This window comes from Brevibacterium sp. BRM-1 (assembly GCF_026802075.1).
GTDB lineage: Bacteria > Actinomycetota > Actinomycetes > Actinomycetales > Brevibacteriaceae > Brevibacterium > Brevibacterium rongguiense.
The window spans coordinates 1558746-1584859 of record NZ_CP113788.1 but is presented as its reverse complement, the minus strand read 5'-3'; the positions used below and the strand labels follow the sequence as shown (position 1 = coordinate 1584859).

The following is a 26114-nucleotide window of genomic DNA, read 5'->3' as shown; positions in this document are numbered from 1 at the left end:
AAGGAGACACATGCCCCAGGACACCGCACCCCAGGACACCGCACCGCACGCCGCCGGCTCGGCCGCCCAGGCCGACCCCACCGCCCGGTCCCGGGAGCTGTTCGCCCGCGCCCAGCGGGTCATCCCCGGCGGTGTGAACTCGCCCGTGCGCGCGTTCGGCGCGGTGGGCGGCACGCCGCGGTTCATCGAGCGCGCGCAGGGCGCCCTGCTCACCGATGCCGACGGCCGCGAATACGTCGACCTCATCGGCTCCTGGGGCCCCATGATCCTGGGCCACGCCCACCCCCAGGTCCTCGCCGCCGTCCAGGAGGCGGCCGCGCGGGGCTTCTCGTTCGGCACCCCGAGTGAGAACGAGGTGCGGCTGGCCGAGGCCATCGTCGAGCGCATCGAGCCCGTGGACGAGGTGCGCCTCGTGTCCTCCGGCACGGAGGCGACGATGTCGGCCATCCGCCTGGCCCGCGGCTGCACCGGCCGCTCGCGCGTCGTGAAGTTCGCCGGCTGCTACCACGGCCACGTCGACTCGCTGCTCGTGGCGGCCGGCTCCGGCCTGGCGACGTTCGCGCTGCCGGATACGCCCGGCGTGACCGGCGCCGACGCCGCGGACACAATCGTGCTGCCCTACAACGACGCCCAGGCCCTCGAGGAGGCGTTCGCCGAGCACGGCGACTCGATCGCCTGCGTCATCACGGAGGCGTGCCCCGGCAACATGGGCATCGTGCCGCCGCGCGAGGGCTTCACCCAGCTCATCCGGCGCCTGACCCGGGCCCATGGTGCGCTCATGATCTCCGACGAGGTCATGACCGGCTTCCGCGTGGGCCCGGCCGGCTGGTACGGCTGGGAGTCCGAGCGCGAGGGCTATCCCGACGGCCCCGCCGACCTCTTCACGTTCGGCAAGGTCATGGGCGGCGGCTTCCCGGCGGCCGCGTTCGGCGGCAGGGCCGAGGTCATGGGCCACCTGGCGCCGGCCGGGCCGGTCTACCAGGCGGGCACGCTGGCGGGCAATCCCGTTGCCACCGCGGCGGGCCTCGAGACGCTGCGCCTGACCACGGAGCTCGACGTCTACTCCCACCTCGAAACCGCCGCAGACGCGCTGCGCCCGGCCATCGCCGAGGCGCTCGAGCGCGAGGGCGTGGCGCACACGATCCAGAGCGCGAACTCGATGTTCTCCGTCTTCTTCACCGACCGCGAGGTCCGCGACTACGAGGACGCGCGCAGCCAGGACAGCGCCGCCTACGCCGCGTTCTTCACCGCGATGCTCGACCAGGGCGTCCACCTGCCGCCCAGCGCGTTCGAGGTGTGGTTCCTCTCCCTGGCCCACACCCCGGAGGTCATCGACCGGATCATCGCCGCGCTGCCGCAGGCGGCCCGCGCGGCCGCGGCCGCCGCCGGGACCCGAACGGGGGCCGGCGCATGACCCGCACCCGCGTCCACCTCACCCGCCACGGGGAGGTCGACAACCCCGAGGGAATCCTCTACGGCCGACTGCCCGGCTACGGCCTCTCCGAGCGCGGCGGCCGCATGGCCCAGCGCCTCGGCGAGCACTACGCGGCGGCCCAGGAGACGGGCGGCGCTGCGATCCGCGGGCTCGTGCGCTCCCCGCTGCAGCGCACCGCGGAGACGATCGCGCCCACCGCCGCCGCGCTGGACCTCGAGCCCGTCGTCGACGAGCGCGTCATCGAGGCCGGCAACGGCTTCGAGGGAATGTGGGTCGACCGCCGCACGCTGCTCGAGCCGGCGAGCCTGGCGATGGTCTACAACCCGCTGCGCCCCTCGTGGGGCGAGGCCTACCGCGCGCAGGCGCTGCGGATGACCGCGGCCATCGCGAGCCTGCGCCGGCGCCTCGAGGATGCCGCGGCCGCCGAGGGCCTGGAGTCCGCGGACGGGATCATCGTGTCCCACCAGCTGCCCATCTGGATGGCCCGCCGCTTCGCCGAGGGCCGGCGCCTGTGGCACGATCCCCGCGCCCGCGAGTGCGCGCTGGGCTCTGTCACGACCCTCACATACGACGGGGGCACACTGGTGGGCGTGGACTACCGGGACGTGTGCGCAGACCTCCAGCCCGCCCGGGCGGGGGTGGGGGCATGATGGACCGCCGCGGCGCGCTGGGCGCGCTCGGCGCGCTGGGGGCCGGTGCGGGCCTGCTGGGCCTGAGCGGCTGCAGCACGGACAACGACCAGCTGGCCAAGCAGGCGGGCTCGGGGCAGGGCTACGTTTCCGGCGACGGCGTCGTCACGCAGATCGCGCCCGGTGAGCGCAAGGAGCCCCTCGACCTCGCCTTCACCCTGCTCGACGGCAAGCGGGCCGACCTCAAGCAGTGGCGCCCCCGCGCCGTCGTCATCAACCTCTGGTACGCCGCGTGCCCGCCGTGCCGCCGCGAGGCCCCCGAGCTCGTGAAGGTGGCCCAGAAGTACAAGGGGCGCGCGGAGTTCCTGGGCGTCAATGTCCGGGACCAGAAGGCCGCCGCCCAGGCGTTCATCGACACGTTCGCCATCAAGTACCCCGTCATGCTCGACGCGGACGGCCGGATGGTCTCCCTGCTGTCGGCGATCCTGCCGCCGCAGGCCACCCCGTCCACCGTCGTGCTCGATGCCCAGGGCCGGGCGGCCGCGCGCATCGTGGGCCGCGTGGAGTCCTCGACGCTGACCGGCGTCATCGACGACGCGCTGCAGGGCTGACCGGCGTGCTCGCAGGCGGACTCGGACACACGTTCGCGCAGACCGCGCTGAGCGGGCCGCTCCTCGCGGCGCTCGGCGTCTCCGCGCTGGCCGGGCTCGTCTCGTTCCTCTCCCCGTGCGTGCTGCCGCTCGTGCCCGGCTACGTGGGTTACGTGACCGGGCTGACCGGGGCGCACGCGAAGGACCGCAGGACCTCGACGGTGGTGCTGGGCGTCAGCCTCTTCGTGCTGGGCTTCGCCGTCGTCTTCGTCTGCCTGGGCACCGTGTTCTCCTCGCTGGGGGCGCTGCTGGGCAATTGGACGGACATCGCGATCCGCATCATGGGCGTGTTCGTCGTCATCGCGGGCATCGTCTTCATGGGCGGGCTGCGCGGCCTGCAGCGGGAGCGGCGAGTGCATGCGCGCCCCCGCGCGGGGCTCTGGGGCGCGCCGCTGCTGGGCGCGACGTTCGCACTCGGCTGGGCGCCGTGCATCGGCCCCACGCTCGCCGCCGTGCTCGCTCTGTCCACCGGCTTCGGAGCGGAGGGGGCGAGTGCCCGCGGAGCGCTGCTCACGTTCGCCTACTGCCTGGGCCTGGGCGTGCCCTTCCTCATCGTCGCGGTGCTCGTGCACAAGGGCATGGGCCGCCTGCGCTGGGTGCGCGAGCACCAGCGCGGGATCCAGCTGGCCGGCGGCGCGATGCTCGTGGCGGTGGGCCTCGTCCTCATCAGCGGGCTGTGGACGGCGTGGATGAGCGGCGTGCAGAACGCCGTGGGCGGATTCGAGACGGTGATCTGAGTGGCCGAGCACGATCACGCAGGCCGGCCCGCGCACGATGACGCGGGCGGGCCCGTACCGAGCAGGGAACGGCCCGCAGCTGGCGAGCAGCGGCCCACGACGCAAGAGGAGCAGCCCGAGCAGGTGGCGAAGCGCAGGAACGGAGCAGCGGCGGGGAGCGAAGCCGCCGAGGGTCCGGCAACGTCCGGATCGGCGAAGGCGGGCAGCCAGGCGAAGGCCGGCAGTCGCGCGCAGCCCGGCAGGACGAAGGCCAGGGCGGCCACGCCCGGCGGGACGAAGGCCGGTCAGGAGCCCGAGGCCGCCACGACGGGATCCGGCCGGGGACCCAGCGCCGGAAAGGCCGGGAGGCCGGCGGGCGCCTCGGGCCCGGCAGCTCCGGCGAACCTCGGCGTGCTGGGCATGGCCCGCTGGGCCTGGCGGCAGCTGACGACCATGCGCGCGGCCCTCATCCTGCTGCTCATCCTGGCGCTCGCGGCCATTCCCGGCTCGCTCCTGCCCCAGCGCATCCAGGACCCAGGCCGGGTGACGACGTACATCCAGGACAACGGGCAGCTCGGCCAGGTCCTCGACCGGCTCCAGCTCTTCGACGTCTACTCCTCGTTCTGGTTCTCCGCCGTCTACATCCTCCTCATGATCTCCCTGGTGGGCTGCGTGGTGCCCCGCTCCGCGCAGCACTGGAAAGCGATGCGCGCCAAGCCGCCCAAGGCGCCGCGCAGGCTGGGCAGGATGCCCGGCTATCAGGAGTTCGCGCTGCCGGAGGGCCAGGCGCCCCAGGCGCTGCTGCTCCAGGCCCAGAAGCGGCTGAAGAGGGCCGGCTACCGCACGGCCCTGGCCGAGGACCACGTGGCCGCCGAGCGCGGCTACCTGCGCGAGACCGGCAACCTCGTCTTCCACATCTCCCTGCTCGCCCTCGTCATCACGATGGCCGCGGGCTCCCTCTTCGGCTACTCGGGCCAGCGCGTCCTCGTCGAGGGCGACACGTTCACCAACTCGCTCGTCTCCTACGACTCCTTCGAACCGGGCTCGTACTACGACTCGGACCGGATGCCGGACTTCCGGCTCAAGCTGGACTCGTTCGACGCCACCTTCGACACCCAGGCCCAGGGCAGCCAGTTCGGCCAGCCGCGCAGCTTCCTCGCCAAGGTCACGGAGACCTCGAACGGGGCCTCCACCCAGCACGAGCTGCGCGTCAACGAGCCCATCCGCATCAACGGCACGCGCGTCTACCTCACCGGCAACGGCTACGCGCCGGTCGTCACGACCCGCAACGCCAAGGGCCAGGTGACATTCTCCGGGCCCGTCGTCTTCCTCCCCGAAGACGGCAACTACACCTCGCGCGGCGTCATCAAGGTCCCCGATGCCGGCAAGGAGCAGCTGGGCTTCGGCGCGGTACTGCTGCCCACCGCCGGGCTGAACAAGGACAACGAGCTCATCTCCACGTTCGCCGGCCTTGAGCGGCCCTACCTCGTCATGACCGCCTACAAGGGCAACCTGGGCCTCGACTCCGGGCAGGCGCAGTCCGTCTACGACCTCGACACCTCGGAGATGGAGCCCATCGCCGGCGCCGACGGGCAGCCGCTGCGCCTCGAGATGAGCCCCGGCAAGACCGCCCAGCTGCCCGATGGGCTGGGCTCCATCACCCTCGACCGGATCGACAAGTACGTCTCGCTCGACGTCCGCCACGACCCCACGCAGGGCTTCATGCTCGTCTTCTCCGTGCTGCTCGTGGCCGGCCTGGGCCTGTCCCTGTTCGTGCCGCGCCGGCGCATGTGGGTGCGCGTGAAGGACGGCCGGGTCAAGGTGGCCGCGCTGGCCCGCGGTGAGGACCCCCGCGTCCAGGCGGCGGCCGCGGACCTTGCCGTAGACTTGCGGGACTGAGGAGTCGCTCAGCCGCGCTCCCCGGAAAATGCTGCTGCAGAGGAACCGAGTACATGGACGTCAACGTCACCCTGGCCGCCTGGTCGAACCTGCTCGTGTACTCGGCCATGGCCGTCTACGCGATCGCGTTCCTCGTGTACGCGTTCGACCTCTTCGGCCGCCAGCGCACCGCTGACGCCGCTGCCCGCCGCACCGCGGCCGAGGCGCGGGCCGGGGCCCGCTCGCGCGCCGGGTCGCGCGCGCAGGGTCGCGCGGGGCGCGCCTCGGCGAAGAGCTCCGTGCACCGGACCTCGCGCCACGAGCAGGTGGCCGTGCTCGACGCGGAGGACGAGGCGGACGCTGACGGCGGCCAGGCGCGAGCGGGCTCGAGCAAGCCGGCCGAGGCCGCGGACGCGGATGGCCCCAGCGCGGGTGCGGGTGCGGACGGGCCGGGTGCGGGCGCATCGGTGCGCGGCGCCTCGGGCGGGATCCGCCGCCTGGCCCGCGTGGGCACCGCCCTGACCGTGCTGGCGCTGCTCCTGCACATCGCCGCCATCGTCACGCGCTGCCTGTCCGTCATGCGCGTCCCGTGGGGCAACATGATGGAATACGCGATGACGGCCTCGGCAATCGCGTGCATCGTCTACCTCGTCACGGTCCGCGTCAAGGACGTGCGCTACCTGGGCACATTCGTCACCGGGGCCGTGCTCCTGGCGCTGGGCCTGAGCATCACCGTGTTCTACACGCCGGCCGCGCAGCTCGTCCCCGCCCTGCAGAACTACTGGATCTACATCCACGTACCGATCGCGATCCTCTCCACCGCGCTGCTCTCCGTGTCCGCGGCGCTCGCGGTGTTCCAGATGCTGCGCGCCTGGCGCGAGGCGAAGTCGCCGTGCCTCCTGCGCTTCATGGACCGGCTGCCCGCCAGCGACGACATCGAGAAGGCCTCCTACCGGATCGCCGCGGTGGGCTTCATCACGTGGACGTTCACGCTCATCGCCGGGGCCATCTGGGCCGAGGTGGCCTGGGGCCGCTACTGGGGCTGGGACTCGAAGGAGATCTGGACCTTCGTCGTGTGGGTCGTCTACGCGGCGTACCTGCACTCGCGGGCCACGCGCGGCTGGAGCCCCACGAAGGTCGCGGTGCTCAACCTCGTGGGCTTCCTCTGCGTGATCTTCAACTTCACGATCGTCAACGTCTTCTTCAACGGCCTGCACGCGTACTCGGGGCTGAGCAGCTGAGCGGTTGAAAGGCGGGCTGCTTCGCCGCCGCACGGCTGAGTGCCTGGGTTCGGGTGGCGCGGTGCTGTTGTGGTGGGGCGGTGCTGTTCTGGTGGGGCGCTCGGGGGATTCGGCTGCGGCTGGTGGGCGAGCGCTCAGGCGTCCGGATCTTCGCCGCGCTCGCGCATCCGCCGGCGGCGATCCTGCTCGTCGCGGACGCTCTGGGCGATGCGATCGAGGTATTCCGGGTCGTCGTCCGGGGCCGCGGGACCTGACGGGCGGCGCTGGGGAAAGCTCGTGCGGCCGAACAGGTACCACAGCACGATGCCGATGACGGGCACGAACACGATGACGGCCAGCCACGCGGCCTTCGGCATGATCTTGATGAGGTCCCGCTCGCGCAGCGCGCAGTCGAAGACGCTGTAGATGGCGATCGCCGCGTAGAGCACGACAACGGCGATGAGGATGCGAGACATGCCGCCCAGGATAGTGCACTCAGCGCGCGGTCCACGTGGGGCGGGCGCTCAGCCGCCGCGACTAGAATCGTGGCCGTCATGCGCGAATTCGTTCTGTACTCCCTCGCCCGCCTGGGCTTGCTCGCCGTCACGCTCGTCGTCGTCGTGTGGGCACTCGGCCCGTCCGTCTTCTCGCTCGTGGCGGCCGTGCTCATCGCCGCCATGCTCAGCTATCTCCTGCTGGCCGGCCTGCGACGCCGGGCCACGGATGCGATGGCCAAGCGCCGCCGGCTGGCAAAGGCCTCCGCGGCCAGCGCGCCCGGTGCCCAGCCGGCCGACGCTCGTCCTGCCGACGCACGGCAAGTGGACGCCCAGCAAGCGGACGCCCGGCGTGAGGGTGAGCGAACCGTCGACGACCAGCTGCGCGCAGCCGCTACAGGCCCGCGCCGCCGCGGCGCCGATGAGTCCGCCGAGGATGAGGCCCTCGATGCCGCTCAGCCCGTGGAGCCAGCAGACGCCGCCGAGCCGGACACAGCGGAGGCTCCGCCCGCCTCGGACCACCGCGCCGAGCCCTGACCGGCGCGTCCCCGCTGCTGCATCACCGCAGCACGCAGCGATCTGCGGGCCGGTGAGCGGTCGATTTCGTACGGTTCCGGTGCGCCAGAGCGAACAGGATTGACCGTTCGGCACCGGGTGGGGCAGGGGACCGCACAGGAATGACCTTTCAGCCGCGCGCCCGCCACCCCGCGGAGGCGCCGCGCCCGGCACCCCGTGCCGCGCTGACCGCTACCCGGCGCCGAGCCCCCGCGCCAACCGCCCCGCCGCAGCGGCGGGCCCGGCGGGCGGCCGTCAGAGCGAGAGGCCCAGTGCCAGCAGCGCCGAGTACGTGAGCGCGGCGAGCCCCGTGTGCTTGATCGTGGGGATGAGCGCCGTGCCCTCAGCATTGCCCAGCACCGTCTTGAGCGGGGAGACGATGAGCACCAGGGAGAGCACCGCGAGCAGCGCGGCGGGCTGGCCGGTGAGGATCGGGACGATGAGCAGCACGTAGGGTGCAAAGACGAGGAGGGCGTAGACGGCGCGGGCGTGGTCGTCGCCCAGGAGCACCGCGAGCGTGGTCTTGCCCACCTGCGAGTCCGAGGGGATGTCGCGCAGGTTGTTGACCATGAGCACGGCGCAGGCGAACAGCCCGATCGCCACCGCCCCCGCCCAGGCGGACGGGGAGAGCCGGTGGACCATGGAGTACGCGCTGCCCAGTGTCGCGACGAGGCCGAAGAAGACGAAGACGAACACCTCGCCCAGCGCGATGTAGCCATAGGGGTGCTTGCCGCCCGTGTAGTACCAGGCCGCGAGCACCGCGAGGACGCCCACGGGGATGAGCCACCACGAGTGCGACACGATGGTCAGCAGCACGCCGGCCAGCCCGGCCACCGCGAAGCTTGCGAATGCGGCGCGCTTGACGGCATGCGGCGGGGCGGCACCGGTGGCGGTCAGACGCAGCGGCCCCACGCGCTCGTCATCGGTCCCGCGGATGCCATCGGAGTAGTCGTTGGCGTAGTTCGAGCCGATCTGCAGCCCCAGTGAGACGACCAGGGCGAGGAGCGCCCGGAGGAAGAGCGAGGGCAGGTGCACGCCGTGGGGCTGACCGTCGTCGACGGAGCCGATGATGAGCGAGGACAGGCCGCCGATGCTGCCCAGCGCCGCGCCGGTGCCGATGAGGACCGGGGCGATGGCCAGGGGGAGGGTGCGCAGCCGCGCGCCCTCGATCCACTGCGCCGCTGTCGCCATGCGCGCTCGCCGCCCTTTCGCTCATCCGTGTGTGTGCGCCATCCGCGCCCGAGGTGCCCCGGGCGGTGCGCTGCCGTGCCGGCCCGCGCTCATATCGAACGCACGATCGGCCACCCCATCGTACTCGGCGCGCCGATGGGCTGCGAGTTCGTCCGGTTCGCTCAGCGGGCGCCCACGCTGCCCCCGGAGCCGGAGAGCCTGCGGGCCGCGAGCGCTCGGGCGGCCCGTCGGTCGGGCTTGCCGATGCCGGTGGTCGGCAGGGCCCCCACGGTGATGACCGCCATGGGGCGCTCATGGGGTGCGAGAGCGGGCCGCTCGGCGGCGGGGACGGCCGCGGCCGCGGGCGGCGCGCTGCGCGGTGCGCTCGGCCCGCCGTTCTGCAGCAGCGTCTTCGCCGCCAGCTCGCGCACGCGCCCGGCCTGGCGCTGCGGGTCCGCGCCCCGGGCCGCGGAGAACTCACCCGCCTCGGCCGTGACGAGCGCGACCAAGCGCTCGCCCCACTCCTCGTCGGGCACCGAGGTGACGAGCACCTCGGCGACCCCGTGCGGTTCCAGCAGCGCGAGCAGGGCGTGCTCGACGGCGAGCGGCGAGACGTTTTCACCGCCGGTGATGATGACGTCGTCGGCCCGGCCGAGCACGCTGAGCACGCCCCCCGCCAGGCGGCCCAGGTCGCTCGTGAGGAAGGCGCGTGCAGTGCCCGCACCGGAGAAGCCCGTGCCCTCGTCCGGCAGCGCCCGCAGGGTTCCGGCGCTCGGATCGTGGGCGATGTAGCCATCGGCGAGCACCGGGCCCGCCAGCTCGATGCGCGAGTGAGCGGTGATGGCCACGCGCACGCCGTCGAACGGCACGCCGTCGTAGACGCACCCGCCGCCGGTCTCGCTCATGCCGTAGGTGCGCACGATGCGCAGCCCGGCATCCGCGGCGCGGGCCAGCAGCGCTGGGGACAGCGCGGCTCCGCCCAGCAGGATCGCGTCGAAAGCCGCCGCGGCGCGCACGGCGGCCGGATCGCGCATGATCCGCACGAGCTGCGTGGGCACGAGGGAGGTGTAGAGCGGCTCGGCGGCCGAGTGGAGCGCGGCCGTGCGGAGGTCGCGCACCTCCTGCGCGAAGCCCTGCGCGCTGAAGCGGCCCTGCGCCACGAACGGGGTCGTGCCCGCCAGCTGCGAGCGCAGCAGCACCTGCGCGCCGGCGATGTGGTTGGGCGGCAGGGCCAGGTACCAGCGGCCGTGCCCGCCCAGGTATGACGCCGTCGCCTCCGCCGAGGCGCGCAGGGCGTCCGCGCTCAGCGCCACACCCTTGGGCGCCCCCGTGGAGCCCGAGGTGTGGACGACGAGGGCAGGCGCGCCGCGCCCCGTGCCGGCGGGGTCGAACGCGCTCGGTTCGACGACGGAGGCACTTTCCCCGCTGCGCGCGGGCAGGACGACGGTGTGCCGGCCGGCCATGGCGCGGCGCAGCAGCTCGGAGAGTTCGACGGGAGTGTGCAGGGCGGTCCTCGCTCGGGGTGGGGTGGTCGGCGGAGCCGGCGGTTCAGGAGCCCTAGGGGCTCACGAGTACCAGGAGGTCAGGAGTACCAGGTTCTCAGGAGTGCTCAAGGGCTCACGAGCACTGGCGGCTCAGGGGTACCAGCGGCCCAGTGGTGCCGGCCGCTCAGCGGTACCGCGGGGTCAGTAGTACCACGGGAACGGCGACCAGTCGGGCTCCCGCTTGCCCAGGAAGGCATCGCGGCCCTCGACGGCCTCGTCGGTCATGTAGCCCAGGCGGGTGGCCTCGCCCGCGAACACCTGCTGGCCCATGAGGCCGTCGTCGGCGAGGTTGAACGCGAACTTCAGCATCCGCTGCGCATTGGGCGACTTGCCCAGGATCTCGTGGGCCATCGTGAGCGCGGCGTCCTCGAGCTCTGCGTGGTCGGCGACCTCGTTGACCGCGCCCATGTCCGCCATCTCCTGCGCGGAGTAGGCCCGGCCCAGGAAGAAGATCTCCCGCGCCCGCTTCTGGCCCACCTGCTTGGCCAGGTAGGCGGAGCCGTAGCCCGCGTCGTAGGAGCCCACGTCCGCATCCGTCTGCTTGAAGCGGGCGTGCTCGCGGCTGGCGATCGTGAGGTCGCACACGACGTGCAGGCTGTGGCCGCCGCCGGCCGCCCAGCCCGGGACGACCGCGATGACGATCTTGGGTATCGTGCGGATGAGGCGCTGGACCTCCAGGATGTGCAGCCGGCCGGCGCGCGCGGGATCGACCGACTCCGCGGTCTCGCCGTCCGCGTACTGGTAGCCCGAGCGCCCGCGGATGCGCTGATCGCCGCCGGAGCAGAACGCCCAGCCGCCGTCCCGGGGGGAGGGGCCGTTGCCCGTCAGCAGCACCGCGCCCACGGTGGGGGTCTGGCGGGCGTGGTCGAGGGCGCGGTAGAGCTCGTCCACCGTGTGCGGGCGGAACGCGTTGCGCACCTCGGGCCGGTCGAATGCGATGCGCACGCAGCCCACGTCGGCCCCCTGGGCGTCGATGGCGCGGTGGTAGGTGATGTCCGTGAAGTCGAAGCCGGGCACCTCGCGCCACTTCGCGGGGTCGAAGGTCTGGGACACGGGCGCCGGGGCGGAATCGGTTGGGCTCATAGGGTTCCAAGGATAGTGCGCGGCCCGGCCGGGCGCCGCCTACGCTGGGGGCATGCGCGACGACACCGGCGGCACCGCACCGCTTCCACCGCTTCCAGCGCGGGCCCCCGCGCCCGGCACGCACACGACCGCGGATCGTGGACCCGAGGCGACCCGGGCCGGTGTGCGCCAGTCCGAGACCGGCCAGGCCGCGGGGCGCGAACCTCGGGCCCCCGGGCCGGGGCAGTCCCGGCCCGGGGAGCGCCGGCCCGAGGAGCGCCTCGGCGGTGGGCTGGCGCAGGTGCTCGCCGGTGAGCCCGCCGACCTCTTCGACCGGATGTGCGCCGTCTCCCTGCCCATGGTCGCCCGGTTCCGCGGCATCACCGTGCGCGAGGCGCTGCTGCTGCGCGGGCCCGCCGGCTGGGCGGAGTTCTCCCCGTTCGCCGAGTACGCCGTGCCGGAGGCGTCCACCTGGCTGGCCGCGGCCATCGAGGCGGCCACGGGCCCGTTCCCGCCGCCGAGGCGCCCCGCGGTGGCCGTCAACGCCACCTTGCCGGCGGTCCCGGCAGAGCGGGTGGCGGAGGTGCTCGCCCGCTACGACGGGGCGCACTGCGTGAAGATCAAGATCGCCGACACGGGCGCGGCGGGCGGTGCCGACGATGCGGGCGGCGCGGGCCTCGAGGAGGACCTCGCCCGCATCGCCGCGGTGCGCGCGGCCGCCCCCGGCATGCGGGTGCGCCTCGATGCCAACGGCCGCTACGGGCCCGCACAGGCCCGCACCGCGCTCGCCCGCTTCGCGCGGCTGCCGGGTTTCGCCGAGGCGTGCGACTACATCGAGCAGCCGGTCATGGACGTGCGCGAGCTCGCCGACCTGCGCGCCTGGGCGCAGGCGGAGCGCCTGGGGCTGCGGATCGCCGCCGACGAATCGATCCGCAAGGCCGAGGACCCGCTCACCGTCGCCAGGCTGGGCGCGGCCGATCACATCATCGTCAAGGCGCAGCCGCTGGGCGGGGTGCACCGCGCGCTGTCCATCGTGGAGCAGGCAGGCCTGCCCGCCACGGTGTCCTCGGCGCTCGAGACGTCCGTGGGTCTGGCCGCTGGGGCCGCGCTGGCCGCGAGCCTGCCCCCGGTTGCCGCAGGCCTGGGCACGAGCGCACTGTTCGAGCGCGACGTCGCCCAGCCGCCGCTGCGCGCGGTGGGCGGCGAGCTGCCGGTGGGCCGAGTCGAACCGGACGCGAAGCTGCTGGCCGAGCTGGATGCGGGCCCCGTGCGCACCGCGTGGTGGGTCCGCAGGCTCGAGGCGTGCTGGGAGCATCTGCGCGGGCGAGTGGAGCGCGGTGAGTTTGCCGACCACTCGGGGCCGGGGACTAGCCGCGCGGTGCGCTGAGGTCGCGTTCCCCTGGCGCCCCTGGCGCCCCCGGTGTCGAGGCATCGTGCACTATGCGCGTGCGCCGCGGGTCGCCCGCCGTGCGCGCAGGGCTGCCGACCGCGCGCGCAAGGTTGCCCGCCGTGCGCCCCGAGCTGCCCGCGGCCCGCGCGGCCAGGACCTCGGCCCGCGCGGCCGTGGCGATGGACACGACTGCGCCCACCAGCGTGACGGGCACGACCTCATACTCGTAGATCGCCACGTTCAGACCCCACAGGTCCATGTCGATGAGCAGCGTGAGCCCGTGCAGTGCCAAGCCGCCGCCCACGAGCAGCGCAGCGAACGCTGCGAGTCGGAGGGGCGCTCGCACTCCCGCGCGGGTCGTCACCGCCTCGACGACCGCACCGGGCGCGAACGCGGCCATCCCCAGCTGGGCGGCGAACAGCAGCGCACCGGGGTCCAGTGCCGCATGCCACCCGCCGGAACCGGGCCCGCCCGCGAACGACTCGACGGCGTTGATGACACCGAGGACCCCGGTGATGACGAGGCCCGGCACCAGCCACCACGCGGCGCGGTGCAGTGGGCGCAGGACATAGCGCGCGGGGAGACGGGTCATGTCAGTCCAGTGCCGCGAACAGGGACGCGGCGGCCTCGGCAGCCGGCTGCGGATCGTCCGCGCTGAGGTTCTCCGCGCTCACCAGCGCCGTTCCGCTCACCGCCCAGACGGCTGCCGTCTTCGTCTGCTCGCCGGAGAGGTCCCCGGTGATGACGGCGGCCCGCGCGGCCTGCGAACCGTCGACCGCGACGTCGCGCGCCTCGACCGTGAAGGGCGACGTGCGACCGCCGATGTCCAAGGTGAAGGAGGCGCAGCGGTCGAGTGCCCGGTCCACGGTGTCGTAGGCTCCGCGCGCCTGGCCGGGGGAGTCGTAGGACACGACGGCCAGCGAGTGGTCGCTGTCCTCGGTGAGTCCCGCCACCGCATCCTCCTCGGGGGCGTTGGTGGCCAGCACCTCCTGCGCGAGGCCCTTACAGTCCGCAGGGGTCGACTTCGCCTTCTCCAGCTGATCGAGCATGGCCTCGAGCTGCGCCTTCGTCTCCTCGGACATGGGCGCGAACGCCTTGCCGCCCGCCTTCGCCTTGCGCACCGCGGCCTCGAGCGCCGAGCGGTCGACCTTTTCCTGTGGGCCCTGCGTCTCCGGCGCCGAGGTGCCCTCGCCCTGCGCGCTCGCCGTGCCGGCCGTCGGCGCCGAGGTCGCACCGCCCTGTGCATCGTCGGGATCCGATCCGTGGTCACCGGCCGGGGTGCAGCCCGCGAGGGCGAGTGAGGCGACGAGGGCCAGGGCGGGCAGAGCGCTGCGCCGCGGGCTCCGCCCGGTGCGCGCAGCGCCCGGGGCGGCCGTGGGCATCGGGTGGGTGTGTGGCGGATGCTGGGCGGGGGTGCGCATGCTGCTGCCTTCGTCGCAGGGGCCGACCGTGTCGGTACCGCCGACGCTAGCACGCGGCCGTGGCCGTGGACCCGCCCGGCGAGCGGGCAATCGCCGCGCCGCGGCGGGCCTTCGCGCTGCGTGTCCGGCGGGCAGGCACACGGGATGACGGCCCGTGGACGAGGCGGCCCGCGGACGAGGCGGCCCGCGGGCGAGGTGACTCGGGCACCCGGGTCACCGGTCCGGGAGGGCGCGAGCCCTCAGGCGAGCGCAGTCGGCGCGGCGACGATCCGCACCTGCGTCAGCGCCTCCTGGCCCCACGTGCGGAAGTGGCGCGTCCGCGGGCCCGGGACGATGGGATCGTGGAGGGCCGCACCCAGGCGGCCCGTGAGGTCGAGGCGCCCGTGTGCGTCCGCGCGCACGGAGAACGCGCTGCTTCCCAGCGGTGAGGCCACCTCGCAGAGGTACAGCGCCCCCGGCCGGTAGAGGGCGGGCGTGCGGACGCGGAACGTGCCCGCCCCGGTGAGTGCGAATCCGTCCCGTCCCGCCGTGAACACGGTCTCCTGGCCCCGCCGCCGTGAGAGCGAGACGTACCACCCGTCGGAGGCGAACACCGGTTCTGCGGTGCGCACCGTGGTGCGCTCACCCGCTGTGCCTGCCCCTTGCCCGGGCGGGGATGTGAGGCCGGCGGCAGTTGCGAGCGGGGCGCGCGGCACACGGGCCGGGGCCGGCTCGGAGCAGCCCGCAGCCGGAACTGCCGCCCCTGTGAGAGCGGCACCGTCGGCGCTCGGCTCCGCGGGCCTTCCGGTGGCACCGGCCCGGTCCCCGGTGCCCCAGCGGCCGGTGGCGCATCCGGTCCCCGCACCGCGGCCGATGCCGTCGCCACGTTCGGGGCCGTCACCACGAGCGAGGCCCGAACCGCGAGGGAGGCCGTCACCGCAGTCGGAGCTGTCACCACGACCCGGGGCGCTCAGGGAGCCGAGTTCATCGCCGGAGCCGGGAGCAAGCTGGACGAGGCCGCCATCGTCATCGGGAGCGAGCCGGCCGAGGTCGCCGAACCGGTCGGGCTCGCCACCCCTGTGATGGTCGTCGAACCGGCCGGGGCGGTCGGACCGCTCGAGCTCGGCGAGGTGGCCCAACCAGCGGTGCAGCTCGCGCTGCCACGCGTGCCAGGAGTGCGCACCGGCCGGCCGCGGATGCCAGGCATGGTCGATGCGCAGTTCGTCCAGCCGCGCGTGGAACCGCTCGCCCAGGGCGCTCACGGCGGCCTCGAGGCGGTCCGGGCCCGCGGCCGCAGCGGGGTCGTCCGGGTCCGGCAGGCCGGAACCCGCGGTGAACCACAGGTCCGTCCCGCGCAGTCCCGCCGCGAGCGCCAGCGGGGAATTGTCCTCCCAGCGCTGCCGCGAGGTCCGCACGGGCCCGAACAGCGAGTGCGCGCGTGCGCCCTCGCGCAGCGCCACGATATGGAAGAGCGGCGGGGCGGCCAGCGGGTCGAGCGGCGAGGAGAATGCGGCCGCGGCCCGGCAGGAGCCGGGCGCCCACGCGGCGTACTTCATGGCCCCGTACCCGCCCATCGACAGTCCGGCCAGCAGGCGGCCGCGGGGCCCGGCCCGCACGGAGTGGAGCTCGGCGATGAGCGCGGGAAGCTCGATGGTGTGGAATGCGGGCCAATCGAGGATCGAGCCGTCGTCGAGCGCATGGCGCGAGTAGGAGGCCGCGCCCGCGTCCGGCATGACGACGAGGTGGGGCGAGTGCGCCGTCAGCGCCTCCGCGTTGCCCAGGTCGGTCCACGAGCGGAAGTCGTCCCCGCCGCCGTGGAACAGGTAGAGCGCGGGGGCCTGCTCGCTGGGCACGCCGGGCAGCAGCACCCGCACCCCCACCGTGCGGCCCAGGGCGGGGGAGTAGACGAAGAGCTCCCGCAGCCGGTCCGAGAGCTTCCGCTTCTCCCGCACGTGGATCCGGCGGGCGGCCGGCCCGGTGGGCTCGGCGCCCAGGGGCGCAAGCGTCTCGCTGCGCGCCGGGTAGGCACCGGCACGGCGGCGGGCCGAGGTGTGGGCGCGCACGGCGCGCGCGCCGAGCCCCAGGGCGGCCCGCTGGGCCAGCGAAGCCCGGGCCGGCGCTGCAGTCGGGCCAACACCGGCCGGCGCCTCGGCGTCCGCGGGCACGACGACATCGCCCCAGTTCAGGGCGGTGGGCAACGGTGCGGAGGCGGGAGAGCGCAGGGACATGGCGGGGCCTCGGGCGGTGGGCGCGGTGAACGGCGAACCGCCGGCGCATGGCCGGCGGACTGCGACTATACGGCGCGAAGGTGAACAGGCCCGTGCCTCTTCGCGCTCGCCCGCGCTCACTGCGCTTACCCCCGCGCAGCGCGCCTGGCCGCGCCGAACCGCGCTCACCGCACCTATCCGCGCTCACCGGCGCTTACTGGGGGAGCCCGCGCGCTCCCCGTAGGCGGCCCGCCCCTCGGGCTCCCCGGGTCTCGGGCCCCGGACCCCGGGCTACTGCCCATCGGGCCCCCGAACCTCGGGCTACTGCGGTTCGGTCCCCCGCGGGTCAGGCTCCCGCGCCTCGGGCTCCCGTGCCGCCCTGCGCTCGCGGCGCACGGGCCCCACGATCATCCCGTGCTTGAGCGCCAGATGGAGGATGCCGCCGGCGGCGATCACGGCCACGGCGATCGTGAGGACCGAGCCCTCCATGCCCATTGTCCCGCCGGTCAGCCAGGCGGGACCGGGCCACTGCGCGGTGAACAGGCCGTGGGAGTCCCCGGTGCCGGAGATGTCGGAGGAGAAGATGCCGCCCTGCACGAAGTTCCAGGAGATGTGGATCGCGATGGGCAGCCAGAGGCGGCGCGTGAGGATGTATGCCCCGCCCAGCAGGCCGCCCGCGGAGACCATGATCCCCACGGTGCCCAGCCACGTCGCCTCGGGATTGGTGAGGTGGACCGCGCCGAACAGCACCGAGCTGAGGATGAGCGCCCACCACGTGCCCAGCCACGCGTCGAGGATGCGCAGCAGGAAGCCGCGGAACAGGATCTCCTCCATGAAGCCCGCGCCGATCCCCGCGGCCAGGGCCAGGAGGATGCCGCCGGAGACCTCGACGCCGGTGATGCGGTAGCCGCCGAACAGCGCGATGAGCCCCACCGAGACCGCGATGAGCACGGCGCCCACCCCCAGCCCGATCGCGATCTCCAGCGGCACGGATGAACCGCGCAGCCCCAGCCAGGGCGCCTTGCCGATGGTGCCCACGATGAGGGCGTAGAGGACGAGGGCCACGAGCGCGCCGGCGCACATGCCGATCAGGTACTCCCCGCCCGTGAGCTCGCCCGTGCTGCCCACGAGCGCGCCCGTGTTGAACACGTGGGCGAGGACGCTCACGGTCCCCGCCACGAGCTGCGCGAGGACGAACGCCACCGCCCCCGCGACGAGCTGCCACACCCGGTGCCGATCGCTGCGCTCGACTGCCGGCCTGTGCGGGGCTTCGGCGGCGGCGTAGGGATGGGGAGGGTACGAACTCATAGGGGCCATCGTAGTGCCGGGCCCGTGCCCGCAGCGGGCCTCGGCCGGGCGCGCGCAGTGGCCCCGCCAGCCCCGGCCGTGCCGGGCGGCTGCGTCGGCACACCCCGAGCGTCTGGTTGAATCGGGATGTGAACGACTCCACCGCGCTCGCCCGCGCCCTCGTCTCCGCTCTCCTCGGCGCCGGAGTGCGCCACGCGGTCATCAGCCCGGGTTCGCGTTCGGCTCCGCTGGCCTACGCACTGGCCGCCGCCGATGCCGCCGGCGCCCTCACCGCCCACGTGCGCATCGACGAGCGCGACGCCGCCTTCCTGGCCCTCGGGATCGCCAAGGGGGAGCGGGCCGCGGGCCGGCCGCCCGCCCCGGTGGCCGTCGTGACCACCTCCGGCAGCGCCGTCGCCAACCTCCACCCGGCCGCGCTCGAGGCCGCCTACGCCCACCTCCCGCTGCTCCTGCTCACCGCGGACCGGCCGGCCCGCCTGCGCGGCACCGGAGCCAATCAGACACTCGACGCGCAGCACCGCGCGCTGCCCGAGGTGCGCGCGGCCCTCGACGTCCCCGCGGGGACGCCGGGCTCCGCCGCCGAGGCGCTGGTCGCCCAGGCGCTCACCGCGGCGCTGGGCACCGGGCTGGCCGCCGGGCGGCCTCCCGGCCCCGTCCAGCTCAACGTCCAGTTCGACGTGCCGCTGGAGCCGACCGCGGACGACCCGCCGTTCGCGGTCGCGGTGCCGGCAGTGCAGGCTGGTGTGCCCGGAGCGCCCGTTGGCGCGTCCGCGGCCCCGGTTGGTGCGTCGGCGGCCCTCGACGCCGGGTTCCTCACCGCGCCCCGCGAGCGCGCGGTGATCCTCGCCGGCGATGCGTTCGGCTGGTCCGCCGCGCGGGCGGCCGCGTTCGCAGACGCCACGGGCCTGCCCGTGCTCGCCGAGCCCACCTCGGCCCTGCGCGAGCTGCCCGGCGCGGTCCCCGCCCACGCCGAGGTGCTGGCCGCGCATCCCGAGCTCACGGCGGAGATCCGCACGGTCTTCTCATTCGGCAAGGTCACGCTCTTCCGCCCCGATGCGCGGCTCCTCGCCGCCCCGGGTGTCGCGGTGCACCGCATCCAGGCCGATCTGGACGCGGTGAGCCCCGGTGCGTGGGAGGAGGCCTGGCAGGCCGCGGGGGCCGCCGCGGGGCTCGCCCCGGACGCCGTGGGGCTGCGCTGGGCCGAGCGCTGGCGTGCGGCGGGTGCGCCGCAGAGCGCCGACCCCGCGGAGCAGGACGGCGACCAACGGGAACAGGGCACCGGACTGCCACGGGCGGCGCAGCCTGCGCGGACCGAGCAGCCGGAGCGGACCGAGCAGGAGGAACCGGCCGCTGCGCGGCCGGCCGCGGAGCCCCAGCCGGGGGCACCTCGCCCGCTCGATCCAGCCGCCGCCGTTCGTGCGATCGCCGCGGCAGGGGGCGAGCTGTTTGCCGCCAGCTCGTCGGCCGTGCGCTACCTGGACCGGGTGCCCACCTCCGGGGTGCGGCTGCACGCCTCGCGGGGCCTGGCCGGAATCGACGGGCTCATCTCCACGGCCGCGGGCGCGGCGATGGGGCTGGGCCTCGATCCTGAGTTGGACGCACCGCTGCGGCTGGTCATCGGCGACGTCGCCGCGCTCCACGACGTGGGCGGGCTGCTGCGCGAATCCGGCGAGGCACCGCCGCACCTGCAGGTCTTCGTCCTCAACGACGACGGCGGGGCGATCTTCGCCGGCCTGGAGCACGGCCAGCCGCACCTGCGGCCGTTCTTCGACCGCTACTTCGGCACCCGCCACGGCCGCACGTTCGAACATCTGGCCCGCGCCTACGGCTGGCACTACGAGCGCTGTGCGGATGCCGCGGCCATCGCCTCGGCCGCTGCGGCCGGGCGCCCCGGGGTCTACGAGATACCGCTGCCGCCCGTCGGGGGCTGAGCACCGGCCGCGGCTACGGGGTGCGCCCGCGGCCCAGCGCCTGCCGGATGGCATCGGCGCGGTCCCGGGCGGGGAGCTTGGCGAAGACCGCGTTCACATGCGTCTTCACCGTGGGCATCGACACGAACAGGGAGCCCGCGATCTCGGCGTTGGTGAGCCCCTGCGCCATCAGGGCGAGCACCTCGGCTTCGCGCGCCGTGAGGTTCGCGTGGCGCCGTCGCAGGCTCGCGGGCGAGGCCTCCTCCTCTCGCTCGTCCCGTGTGGAGTCACCGCGGGCAGGCCGCGCAGACCCGTCGGCCACGGGCGCGGCCGGGGCGGGAGCGAGGCCCTGGAGCAGGCGCGCTCCGACCTCATCGGACATCGCCGTGGCCCCGGCGGCGACGGCGCGGATGGCCGCGGCGACCTGGGCCCGGGAGGCGTCCTTGGTCAGGTAGCCCGCGGCGCCGGCCCGCAGCGCCTCGGCGATCGAGGCGTCGTCGCCGAACGTCGTGAGAACGAGCACCCGCACCGAGGGCGCCTGAGCGCGCAGGAGGGCGGTCGCCTCCGCGCCGGATACGCCCGGCATGCGCAGGTCCATGAGCACGACATCCGGGTGCACCTCGCGGGCGATCGCGAGTGCCTGCGCGCCATCCGCCGCCTGCCCGACCACGTCGACGTTGGCGAGCAGCCCGAGCACCGTGGCGAGGCCCTCGCGCACGATCGCCTGGTCGTCCGCGACGATGACGCGGATCGGGGGGCCGGACTCGCTCACTCCGGGCACCCTTCGGCGCGTGCGCGGGCATGGAGGCTGAAGGCGCCGTCCGCGGTGCCGGCGCTGAGCTCGCCCCCGGGCAGCTGCGCGAAGCGCTCCCGCATCCCCCGCAGCCCGTTGCCGCCGCCGGACTCGGCCAGGGCACCGGGCGCGAAGGACAGCGCGTTCGCGACGTCCAACGTCGCCCACCCATCGCACACGGCGTATGCGAGGTCGACGGGCTGCCCGGGCGCGTGCTTGCGGGCGTTGGTCAGGGCCTCCTGCGCGGCGCGATGGAACGCGGCGGCAGCGACGGGGGACACCGCGTCGTCGGGGCCCGCCTGCGCTCGGACCTCCATTCCCAGTCCGCGCGCCTCCGCGACGAGGGGGTCCACGGCGGCGCTCAGCGAGGCGGACCGAGCGGGGGCCTCGGCCGGGGGCTCGCGCAGCTGGGCCACCGCGTCGCGCGCCTCGGACAGCCCGGTTGCGGCGAGGGCGCGCGCCGCGCCCACCGTCCGGGCCGCATCGTCTGCGCGCCCGGACTCGAGCAGCGCCTCGGCGGCATCGAGCTGCACGACAAGACCGCCCAGTGAATGGGCGAGCACGTCGTGCAGCTCGCGGGCCAGCGCCTGCCGGTCGGCCAGCACCTGCCAGCGGGCGGTGGCCTCGAGTTCGACCTCCCGGGCGCGGGCAGCGGCCAGCTCTGAGCGGCGCACCTGCCGGCGCGCCGCACCGAGTGCCGCCATGACGCCGACCATGGCCAGCTGCACCGGCAGCCAGCGGAGGTCCTCGCGGCCGTGTGGCGTCAGCGCGGCCCCGACCAGGGCCAGGGCGGTAAGGACCGCCAGGGCGGCGCCGTGCCAGGCGGGGCGCTGGGGCTCGGCCAGCGTGCGCACCAGCACGATCGCCAGCGGCACCGCGGTGAGTCCCAGGCTGCCGGTCAGTGCCAGCGAGGCGGCCAGCACGCCCAGTGCGGCAAGGGGCAGCGGCACCCGGCGGCCGAGGGCGGCGCACACGCTGAGGGCGGCCCAGACGGCGATCGCGAGCGCGGCGAACAGGGTAGGGAGGGTGCCCACCGGGATGACGATGAGCGCCGTCGTCACGGCGGCGATGCCCACGCCGGAGCGCACGAGGGCGAGCGCTGCGCGGTTCCGGCCGAACCCGGGTGCGGCGTCGCCCACGGTCATCGTCGTTCCCCTCCTCACGGTCCCGCGTGTGCGGGGCGGATCAGCGCGCGCGGTGCGGGGCGCTCGGCGCCTCCTCGAGGGCTGCCGTGCGCGAACCGAGGACCGCGGCGGCGCCCGCGCGGTTCGCGGCCACCAGCAGCAGGATCGTACCGCTGGAGACCGCGAACTCGATTCCCGCGACGTGGGCTGCGACGCCGATGGCCACCCGGACCAGGAGCAGGCCGACGAAGACCAGGAGGCCTGCGGCGCCGCCGCGGGCCTCCCACCGCGGGGCCGTCTCGGGGTTCTTCCCCGCTGCGGCCGCGTGCGGCCGCAGCGTCGTGAGACGCCCCATCACGACACCGGAGGCCGCACCGACCAGGAGCTCGACGGCGAGGAGCGCGCAGGCGGCGAGGGTCATGGCACCCAGCTGCCCGGTCACGACCACCAGGCCCGCGCCGATGCCGCCGAGGATGAGGGCGGATCTCCACGGCCGGGCCGCATCGAGGGCTCGCCACCGCAGCTGGCGGCGCCCGATCAGCGCGATGACCACCGCGACCACGACGACGGTGGGGAGGATCTGGCCGAGGGGTCCGAGGAACTGGGTGAGGGGCAAGCCGAGCATGATGCGGTCCTTTCGTCTGACGATGGGACCAGCATCCCGGCCGAGCGCAGGGGGCGCCTCAGTCCACGGGTGGGGATTCGGGTGGAGAAAGGCGGCCCGCCGTGTCACCGGTCTCGCCTCCCGCCTCGTCCGGCAGGCGGGCACCGAGCGCGCGCAGCATGGGCGCGAGCTTCGCCGCGGTCTCCGCCAGCTCCGAATCCGGGTCCGAGTCCGGCATGATGCCCGCGCCCGCCCACAGCCGGATTCGGTTGCGCGCCTCGAGCTGGCCGCAGCGCAGCGCGATGCCCAGCTGCCCGTTGCCGCGGTCGTCGAGCCATCCCACGGGCCCGGCGTAGCGGCCGCGGTCGGCGCCCTCGAGGTCGGCGATGAGCGCGGCCGCCGCCGCGGGGGGCACGCCGCCCACGGCGGCGGTGGGGTGCACGCGGCGTGCGACCTCGAGGATGGACGGCGGGGCCGCGGGCGCCCCGGCGGCCTCGCCGTCCCCGACCTCGTGTTCGGAGCCGGGAGCCCCGCCGGAGCCAGCGCCCGCGGCCGATCCGGTGGGGGCCAGCGTCCCGCGGGCGTCCGAGGCGAGGTGGATGACGTTGGAGAGCTGGAGCAGGTGGGGTTCGGCGTCGACGTGGAGGTCGGGGCTCAGCGGGCCCAGCGAGGCGGCCAGCGAGTTGATGGCGAAGCGGTGCTCCGCGCTGTCCTTGGCCGCGCCCAGCTGGGCGCGCGCGGCGTCGAGCTCCGCGGCCGGATCGCGCTGCACGCGGTACGTCCCGGCGAGCACGCGGGAGGTGACGGTGCCGTCCTGCACCCCGATGAGCAGCTCCGGGGTGGCGCCCACGAGGCCGGCCACATCGAATGTCCAGCACGAGGGGTAGTCGGCGTTGAGCCGGCCGAGCACCGCGCGCACGTCGATGTCCTCGACGGTCTCGACGACCGCGTCGCGGGCGAGCACGGCCTTGCGCAGCCGTCCGGCCTCGCCGGCCGCCCCCGCGCCCCCTGCGGTGGCGGCGCCGCCGGATTCGCCGGGGGAGCCGACGGTGCCAGGGGAGGCGGCGGCACCGGGGGAGCCATGCGCCCCAGTGCCGAAGGCGGTCACCCGGCCTCCCGCCTTCGAGGCATCCGTCTCGGGCAGGCCCGCCGCCGAGGTGCCAATCACCGAGGTGCCGCGCATCGTCGCGCTCGCCTGGGCCACATTCGCCCGGTAGGCCTGCGCGCTCACGCTGCCGGGCAGCACCCGGGCGCCCACCGGCGCGCGCAGGGGCGAGGCGGCGAGTGCGAGGCCGGCGGCATTGTCGCCGTCCGGGGCGATGTCCGTCAGCCAGACCCGGCCATCGCGGCGGCCCATGAGGTAGCGCGGCACGTCGATGACGGAGTGGGCCCGCGAGTCAGGCGAGAACGCGAGGGCCGTGAAGCCCACGAGGCCCGCGCCCGGCAGGCCCACGCCGTCGTCGATGCGGGCGCTCGCGACGAGCGCCCGCCAGGCGCGGTCGAGGACCGTGAAGCGCGAGGGGAGCGCCGCCTCGTCTGCGGCAACTGCGCCTGGCACCCCGTTCCCGGCCACGGCGCCCGGCCCCGCGGTCCCGCGCGTGCGCAGGCGCACGGCTCGCCCGAAGCCCACGAGACCGGAGGTGCCGCGCACCCAGCAGCTGAGCTCGTCGACCGGCAGCTGTGCGAGGAACTCGACGGGCGCGGTGGGCAGGCCCGCGCGGAACGGGCGCGGGGCCTCGGGGCTGACGCCGTCGATGAACCACGAGCGCACCCGCAGCGCCGGCAGGTCCGGGAGCTCCACGGCGGCGGGGTCCAAGTCCACGGTGATCACGGCCCCATGCTAGCGACGCCGCCACAGGTCCGGTGCCGGGAGCCCGCGCGGCAGCGAGAGCACGCGCGGCGCCGGGATCCCGCGCGGCGCACCCGGGGTGGCGCGCATGCCCCGCCGGTTGCGATCATGGGGGCATGAATCGCGCGCACCTGGACAAGCAGGCATCGGAAGTCGCATCCATGTTCGACGCCGTGGCCGACCGCTACGACCTGACGAACGACGCGATGACATTCGGCATCTCGCGCCTGTGGCGCATCGAGATCACGAAGGCCGTCGACCCGCACCCCGGTGAGCGGATCCTCGACCTGGCCGCCGGCACCGGCGCCTCCTCCGTGCCCTATGCGCGCGCCGGCGCCGAGGTGACGGCCGGCGACATCTCCACCGGCATGCTCGAGGTGGGCCGCCGCAAGCACCCGGAGATCGACTTCGTCTACGCCGACGCGCTGGACCTGCCGTTCGACGATGCGAGCTTCGACGTCGTGACCATCACCTACGGCTTCCGCAACGTGCAGGAGCCCCAGGCCGCGCTCGCGGAGATGCTGCGGGTGCTCAAGCCCGGCGGGCGGCTCCTCGTCGCCGAGTTCTCCACCCCCACGCTCGCGCCGTTCGCCCGCTTCTACAAGGGCTACATCATGCGCGCGCTGCCCGCCGTGGCGCGCGCCGTGAGCTCGAATCCGGAGGCCTACGTCTACCTCGCGGAGTCCATCCGCGCGTGGCCGGACCAGGACGCCCTCGCCCACCTCATCCGCGATGCCGGTTTCGACCAGGTGCGATACCGCAACCTCACCGGCGGCATCGTGGCCCTCCACCACGCCCTCAAGCCGGTCCCGGGAGCATGAGGGCACTCGACTTCGACGCCGTCGTCGTGGGCGCCGGGCCCGCCGGCTCCACCGCGGCAGCGCACCTGGCGGCCGCCGGGCTAAGCGTCGCGCTGCTCGAGAAGTCCGCCTTCCCGCGCGACAAGGTGTGCGGCGACGCACTGACCCCGCGCGCGGTCCGCGAGCTCCAGCTGCTCGGCATCGACCCGCGCGAGGAGGACGGCTGGCACCGCAACCGGGGGCTGCGCCTCATCGGCGCGGGCCACCGGCTGGAGATGGACTGGCCGGCCGTCGACGGGATGCCGGACTTCGGGCTCACCCGGGCCCGCACGGGACTCGACGCGGCGCTCGCCGACCACGCCCGCGCCTCGGGAGCGGAGCTGTTCGAGCACACGTTCGCGCAGGAGCCCGTGCTCGGCGCCGACGGCGGGGTCACCGGCGTGCGCGCCGTCGCAACGGACTCCCGCGGCCGCAAGACCGGTGACGAGACGCTCTTCCGCGCGCCCGTCGTCATCGCCTCCGACGGGGTCTCGGCCCGCATGGCCGTAGGGCTGGGGATCGAGAAGCGCGCGGATCGCCCCATGGGCGTGGCCGTGCGGACCTACTACCCCTCGCCGCGGGCCTCGGACGATCGGCTGGAGAGCTGGCTGGAGCTGCGCGCCCCTGCGCAGGCACCCGCTGGCGACGCCGCCGGAGCGGGCCGCGCTCGGCGCCCGCGCGAGGGCGAGCGCGGCGAGGCCATGCCCGGCTACGGCTGGCTCTTCCCGATGGGCGACGGCACGGTCAACGTGGGCCTGGGGATCCTCGACTCCTCGCCCCAGTTCGGCACCGTGGACTACCGCGGAGTCCTGCGCGAGTGGATTGCCGCGATGGGCCACGAGTGGTCGATCGGGGAGGACACGATGGTCGCGAAGGTGCGCAGCGCCGCGCTGCCCATGGCCTTCAACCGCACCCCGCACCTGCGCGCGGGAGTGCTGCTCGTGGGCGATTCCGCGGGGATGGTCAACCCGTTCAACGGCGAGGGCATCGACTACGCGATGGAGTCCGCGCGCCTGGCCGCCGAGGCCGTGTCGACCGTGCGGCGCTACCCGCGCGCGGCCATGCACGCCGCCCTGCGCGAATACCCGGACCGGGTGCGCGGGGCGTTCGGCAGCTACTTCACGCTGGGCCGGATCTTCGCCTCGCTCATCGGCAGGCCCGCCCTCATGAGCGCCGGTCTGAAGTACGGTATGGGGAGCGAGACGCTCATGCGGTTCGTCGTCAAGCTGCTCGCCAACCTGTATCGCGGTGGGGAGTCCGACGAGCGCGACCTGTACGATCGCATCATCGTCGCGCTGGAGACACTGGTCCCCGCGACGGACAACAGGGACCGCTGA

At 74.6% G+C, this 26114-nt stretch carries 23 protein-coding genes; 11 read left to right on the top strand and 12 right to left on the bottom strand.

The window, feature by feature from the left end; genetic code table 11:
• Positions 1 to 10 precede the first annotated feature (10 nt).
• Genes hemL through ccsB form a run of 6 tightly spaced genes read left to right on the top strand, consistent with a single transcriptional unit; the run spans position 11 to position 6549 of the window.
• Positions 11 to 1414, top strand: a complete 1404-nt coding sequence (gene hemL, locus BRM1_RS07010; RefSeq protein WP_268529637.1) for a glutamate-1-semialdehyde 2,1-aminomutase — start codon at positions 11 to 13, stop codon at positions 1412 to 1414.
• Complete coding sequence (locus BRM1_RS07005) at positions 1411 to 2085, top strand: histidine phosphatase family protein (protein WP_268529635.1); 675 nt, start codon at positions 1411 to 1413, stop codon at positions 2083 to 2085. The genes hemL and BRM1_RS07005 overlap by 4 nt, the downstream gene beginning before the upstream one ends.
• The gene (locus BRM1_RS07000; RefSeq protein ID WP_235936393.1) at positions 2082 to 2675 is read left to right on the top strand and encodes a TlpA family protein disulfide reductase; all 594 of its coding nucleotides are present in this window, start codon (positions 2082 to 2084) and stop codon (positions 2673 to 2675) included. Before BRM1_RS07005 ends, BRM1_RS07000 begins: the two co-directional genes overlap by 4 nt.
• On the top strand, positions 2672 to 3451 hold the full coding sequence (locus BRM1_RS06995; protein ID WP_268529767.1) for a cytochrome c biogenesis CcdA family protein: 780 nt from the start codon (positions 2672 to 2674) through the stop codon (positions 3449 to 3451). The genes BRM1_RS07000 and BRM1_RS06995 overlap by 4 nt, the downstream gene beginning before the upstream one ends.
• Positions 3452 to 5329, top strand: coding sequence for a cytochrome c biogenesis protein ResB (gene resB, locus BRM1_RS06990; RefSeq protein WP_268529633.1), 1878 nt, complete (start codon positions 3452 to 3454; stop codon positions 5327 to 5329). It abuts the gene before it with no gap.
• Positions 5330 to 5382: 53 nt separating this feature from the next.
• Positions 5383 to 6549: a c-type cytochrome biogenesis protein CcsB gene (ccsB, locus tag BRM1_RS06985; protein WP_268529631.1), complete on the top strand. Its 1167-nt coding sequence runs from the start codon at positions 5383 to 5385 to the stop codon at positions 6547 to 6549.
• A 134-nt stretch (positions 6550 to 6683) separates the two neighbouring features.
• Here the strand turns inward: ccsB and BRM1_RS06980 are convergent, their stop codons facing one another.
• Positions 6684 to 7004 carry a PLD nuclease N-terminal domain-containing protein gene (locus BRM1_RS06980; RefSeq protein ID WP_160953334.1) on the bottom strand — a complete coding sequence of 107 codons (321 nt, stop codon included), beginning with the start codon at positions 7002 to 7004 and terminating at the stop codon, positions 6684 to 6686.
• 78 nt (positions 7005 to 7082) lie between these two features.
• On the opposite strand from BRM1_RS06980, the gene BRM1_RS06975 reads away from it, so the two are divergent.
• Positions 7083 to 7559 (top strand): DUF4229 domain-containing protein, encoded by a 477-nt coding sequence (locus tag BRM1_RS06975; RefSeq protein ID WP_268529628.1) that lies wholly within the window; start codon positions 7083 to 7085, stop codon positions 7557 to 7559.
• A gap of 273 nt (positions 7560 to 7832) precedes the next feature.
• On the opposite strand, the gene BRM1_RS06970 is transcribed toward BRM1_RS06975, so the two are convergent.
• The 3 genes from BRM1_RS06970 to BRM1_RS06960 all read right to left on the bottom strand — a co-directional run bounded on the left by BRM1_RS06970 (position 7833) and on the right by BRM1_RS06960 (position 11374).
• Positions 7833 to 8768, bottom strand: coding sequence for a 1,4-dihydroxy-2-naphthoate polyprenyltransferase (locus tag BRM1_RS06970; RefSeq protein WP_268529626.1), 936 nt, complete (start codon positions 8766 to 8768; stop codon positions 7833 to 7835).
• 161 nt (positions 8769 to 8929) lie between these two features.
• Positions 8930 to 10210: an AMP-binding protein gene (locus BRM1_RS06965; protein WP_268529624.1), complete on the bottom strand. Its 1281-nt coding sequence runs from the start codon at positions 10208 to 10210 to the stop codon at positions 8930 to 8932.
• Positions 10211 to 10432: 222 nt separating this feature from the next.
• A complete protein-coding gene (locus BRM1_RS06960) occupies positions 10433 to 11374 on the bottom strand; it encodes a 1,4-dihydroxy-2-naphthoyl-CoA synthase (RefSeq protein WP_268529622.1) in 942 nt (313 codons plus the stop codon).
• A gap of 316 nt (positions 11375 to 11690) precedes the next feature.
• On the opposite strand from BRM1_RS06960, the gene BRM1_RS06955 reads away from it, so the two are divergent.
• A complete protein-coding gene (locus BRM1_RS06955) occupies positions 11691 to 12740 on the top strand; it encodes an o-succinylbenzoate synthase (RefSeq protein WP_268529766.1) in 1050 nt (349 codons plus the stop codon).
• Here BRM1_RS06955 and BRM1_RS06950 read toward each other — a convergent pair.
• The 4 genes from BRM1_RS06950 to BRM1_RS06935 all read right to left on the bottom strand — a co-directional run bounded on the left by BRM1_RS06950 (position 12721) and on the right by BRM1_RS06935 (position 17658).
• Positions 12721 to 13335 carry a hypothetical protein gene (locus BRM1_RS06950; protein WP_268529620.1) on the bottom strand — a complete coding sequence of 205 codons (615 nt, stop codon included), beginning with the start codon at positions 13333 to 13335 and terminating at the stop codon, positions 12721 to 12723. The two genes, BRM1_RS06955 and BRM1_RS06950, sit on opposite strands and share 20 nt — an antisense overlap.
• A 1-nt stretch (position 13336) precedes the next feature.
• Positions 13337 to 14125 (bottom strand): hypothetical protein, encoded by a 789-nt coding sequence (locus BRM1_RS06945; protein ID WP_268529618.1) that lies wholly within the window; start codon positions 14123 to 14125, stop codon positions 13337 to 13339.
• 278 nt (positions 14126 to 14403) lie between these two features.
• Positions 14404 to 16371 carry an alpha/beta fold hydrolase gene (locus BRM1_RS06940; protein WP_268529616.1) on the bottom strand — a complete coding sequence of 656 codons (1968 nt, stop codon included), beginning with the start codon at positions 16369 to 16371 and terminating at the stop codon, positions 14404 to 14406.
• 300 nt (positions 16372 to 16671) lie between these two features.
• Complete coding sequence (locus BRM1_RS06935; RefSeq protein ID WP_268529614.1) at positions 16672 to 17658, bottom strand: CPBP family intramembrane glutamic endopeptidase; 987 nt, start codon at positions 17656 to 17658, stop codon at positions 16672 to 16674.
• Between the two features lie 128 nt (positions 17659 to 17786).
• On the opposite strand from BRM1_RS06935, the gene menD reads away from it, so the two are divergent.
• Positions 17787 to 19589, top strand: a complete 1803-nt coding sequence (gene menD / locus BRM1_RS06930; protein ID WP_268529612.1) for a 2-succinyl-5-enolpyruvyl-6-hydroxy-3-cyclohexene-1-carboxylic-acid synthase — start codon at positions 17787 to 17789, stop codon at positions 19587 to 19589.
• Positions 19590 to 19602: 13 nt separating this feature from the next.
• Here the strand turns inward: menD and BRM1_RS06925 are convergent, their stop codons facing one another.
• The 4 genes from BRM1_RS06925 to BRM1_RS06910 are packed head-to-tail and all read right to left on the bottom strand — an operon-like array spanning position 19603 to position 23920.
• Positions 19603 to 20340, bottom strand: coding sequence for a response regulator transcription factor (locus BRM1_RS06925; protein ID WP_268529610.1), 738 nt, complete (start codon positions 20338 to 20340; stop codon positions 19603 to 19605).
• On the bottom strand, positions 20337 to 21506 hold the full coding sequence (locus BRM1_RS06920; RefSeq protein WP_160954098.1) for a sensor histidine kinase: 1170 nt from the start codon (positions 21504 to 21506) through the stop codon (positions 20337 to 20339). Before BRM1_RS06920 ends, BRM1_RS06925 begins: the two co-directional genes overlap by 4 nt.
• Positions 21507 to 21546: 40 nt before the next feature.
• Entirely contained in the window at positions 21547 to 22110 is a 564-nt protein-coding gene (locus BRM1_RS06915; protein WP_268529609.1) for a hypothetical protein, read from the bottom strand.
• Positions 22111 to 22168: 58 nt separating this feature from the next.
• Positions 22169 to 23920: an isochorismate synthase gene (locus BRM1_RS06910; RefSeq protein WP_268529607.1), complete on the bottom strand. Its 1752-nt coding sequence runs from the start codon at positions 23918 to 23920 to the stop codon at positions 22169 to 22171.
• 134 nt (positions 23921 to 24054) lie between these two features.
• Here BRM1_RS06910 and BRM1_RS06905 point away from each other — a divergent pair, with 134 nt between their 5' ends.
• On the top strand, positions 24055 to 24759 hold the full coding sequence (locus tag BRM1_RS06905; protein WP_160954100.1) for a demethylmenaquinone methyltransferase: 705 nt from the start codon (positions 24055 to 24057) through the stop codon (positions 24757 to 24759).
• On the top strand, positions 24756 to 26114 hold the full coding sequence (locus BRM1_RS06900) for an FAD-dependent oxidoreductase (protein WP_268529606.1): 1359 nt from the start codon (positions 24756 to 24758) through the stop codon (positions 26112 to 26114). Before BRM1_RS06905 ends, BRM1_RS06900 begins: the two co-directional genes overlap by 4 nt.

Bases quoted from the DNA above. Each gene is read 5' to 3' on its own strand.
- ccsB (WP_268529631.1), top strand. From the start codon at position 5,383: ATGGACGTCAACGTCACCCTGGCCGCCTGGTCGAACCTGCTCGTGTAC.
- BRM1_RS06950 (WP_268529620.1), bottom strand. From the start codon at position 13,335: ATGACCCGTCTCCCCGCGCGCTATGTCCTGCGCCCACTGCACCGCGCC.
- BRM1_RS07005 (WP_268529635.1), top strand. From the start codon at position 1,411: ATGACCCGCACCCGCGTCCACCTCACCCGCCACGGGGAGGTCGACAAC.
- BRM1_RS06955 (WP_268529766.1), top strand. From the start codon at position 11,691: ATGTGCGCCGTCTCCCTGCCCATGGTCGCCCGGTTCCGCGGCATCACC.
- hemL (WP_268529637.1), top strand. From the start codon at position 11: ATGCCCCAGGACACCGCACCCCAGGACACCGCACCGCACGCCGCCGGC.
- BRM1_RS06970 (WP_268529626.1), bottom strand. From the start codon at position 8,768: ATGGCGACAGCGGCGCAGTGGATCGAGGGCGCGCGGCTGCGCACCCTC.
- BRM1_RS06900 (WP_268529606.1), top strand. From the start codon at position 24,756: ATGAGGGCACTCGACTTCGACGCCGTCGTCGTGGGCGCCGGGCCCGCC.
- BRM1_RS06965 (WP_268529624.1), bottom strand. From the start codon at position 10,210: ATGGCCGGCCGGCACACCGTCGTCCTGCCCGCGCGCAGCGGGGAAAGT.
- BRM1_RS06975 (WP_268529628.1), top strand. From the start codon at position 7,083: ATGCGCGAATTCGTTCTGTACTCCCTCGCCCGCCTGGGCTTGCTCGCC.
- BRM1_RS06935 (WP_268529614.1), bottom strand. From the start codon at position 17,658: ATGAGTTCGTACCCTCCCCATCCCTACGCCGCCGCCGAAGCCCCGCAC.
- BRM1_RS06915 (WP_268529609.1), bottom strand. From the start codon at position 22,110: ATGCTCGGCTTGCCCCTCACCCAGTTCCTCGGACCCCTCGGCCAGATC.
- BRM1_RS06960 (WP_268529622.1), bottom strand. From the start codon at position 11,374: ATGAGCCCAACCGATTCCGCCCCGGCGCCCGTGTCCCAGACCTTCGAC.
- BRM1_RS06920 (WP_160954098.1), bottom strand. From the start codon at position 21,506: ATGACCGTGGGCGACGCCGCACCCGGGTTCGGCCGGAACCGCGCAGCG.
- BRM1_RS06980 (WP_160953334.1), bottom strand. From the start codon at position 7,004: ATGTCTCGCATCCTCATCGCCGTTGTCGTGCTCTACGCGGCGATCGCC.
- BRM1_RS07000 (WP_235936393.1), top strand. From the start codon at position 2,082: ATGATGGACCGCCGCGGCGCGCTGGGCGCGCTCGGCGCGCTGGGGGCC.
- BRM1_RS06945 (WP_268529618.1), bottom strand. From the start codon at position 14,125: ATGCCCACGGCCGCCCCGGGCGCTGCGCGCACCGGGCGGAGCCCGCGG.
- BRM1_RS06940 (WP_268529616.1), bottom strand. From the start codon at position 16,371: ATGTCCCTGCGCTCTCCCGCCTCCGCACCGTTGCCCACCGCCCTGAAC.
- BRM1_RS06905 (WP_160954100.1), top strand. From the start codon at position 24,055: ATGAATCGCGCGCACCTGGACAAGCAGGCATCGGAAGTCGCATCCATG.